We start from the raw sequence: 1095 nt of genomic DNA, 5'->3' as shown, positions 1-1095 counted from the left end.
GGCCCCGGTGGCCCATCGACGACGCGACGCCCGCCGCGTCGGGCTGAAGCAGCCCGGCGGCCGTCCACCCCGACCAGGTCCGCGCCGGCCCCGGTGGCGGCCGAGGTCGTGAGCAGTTCGGTGACCCGTCTCGAAGAAGTTCGACGGCGCCTCGGCGAACTTCGGCCGACCCCCACGGCCGAGCGCTTCAGTCAGCGGGTCCCCCGAAGCCGATCAGGCCGCTCTCGCCGACCCGGTGCAGGAAGTCCCGCGGGTGGTTCGGCCGCTCGCAGCGGCACGTCCGGTACCCGCGCGACGTCCGGCCAGCGCGCGGGGTCGACGAAGGGTGTCGGCGTCGCGGTCGGGGAGGCCGTGGTCGTCATGGAGCGGGCACCTCTTCGGTGGGAACGGGATGGTCGTCGGACCGGGACGGGCCGGCCGCGGGGCAGGTAGCGGCGGAGACGGTGTCGAACATGGTCACGGGTTCCCCTCCCGACCGGGCCGCGGCGCAGCGCGGCCCGCGATGTCGTCGCACCCGTTCTTCGGAACCGCGCCCGAACCGGATTGGCCCCGGCCCGGCCGCGGCGGTGAACCGGAACGACGGCAGCAATGCCGCACCGCTTCTGCGTCGGCTCCCGCAGCGGGAAGCGGCGGCCTGCCCGGCCTGCGGAGCGAGCCCCCGCCGGCACCGACCAGGGCGCGGTGTCGCACGGCCGCGGGTCGGCGGCCGTCACCCTCACCCGGATGGGCGCCGGCGGATCGGTACTGTGGCCGGACAACCCGTTGAGAGGCGCCCTCCCCCATGGCCAAGAACGCCGCCGAACCACGTCCCGCAGCCCGCAGGCCCCTGCTGCAGCTGAACGGTGTCAGCCGCTCGTACGGCGAGCGGGAGGTGCTGCACCCCGTGAGCCTGTCGCTGGCCGCCGGAGAGTGCGTGGCGCTGCTCGGGCACAACGGATCGGGCAAGTCGACCCTGCTCAGGGTCGCGGCCGGACGCGACGCCCCCAGCAAGGGCACTGTGGTCTTCGACGGCATCCCGATGGACGAGAACGACCCCCGGGTCCGGGCCCGGGTCGCGGTGGTCGGCGACACCGTCGCCTGTTACCCCGACCTGAC

At 75.0% G+C, this 1095-nt stretch carries 1 protein-coding gene; it reads left to right on the top strand.

Going from position 1 to position 1095, the window contains the following annotated elements:
* Positions 1-781: 781 nt before the first annotated feature.
* Positions 782-1095, top strand: a 314-nt coding sequence (locus tag VR45_RS38880) for an ATP-binding cassette domain-containing protein (protein WP_045944680.1), incomplete at its 3' end; no start/stop codon positions are given.

It is taken from the genome of Streptomyces sp. NRRL S-495 (assembly GCF_000966955.1).
Classification (GTDB): domain Bacteria; phylum Actinomycetota; class Actinomycetes; order Streptomycetales; family Streptomycetaceae; genus Kitasatospora; species Kitasatospora purpeofusca.
The sequence above is the reverse complement of the archived record's forward strand: the minus strand, read 5'-3'. Positions and strand labels throughout refer to the sequence as shown.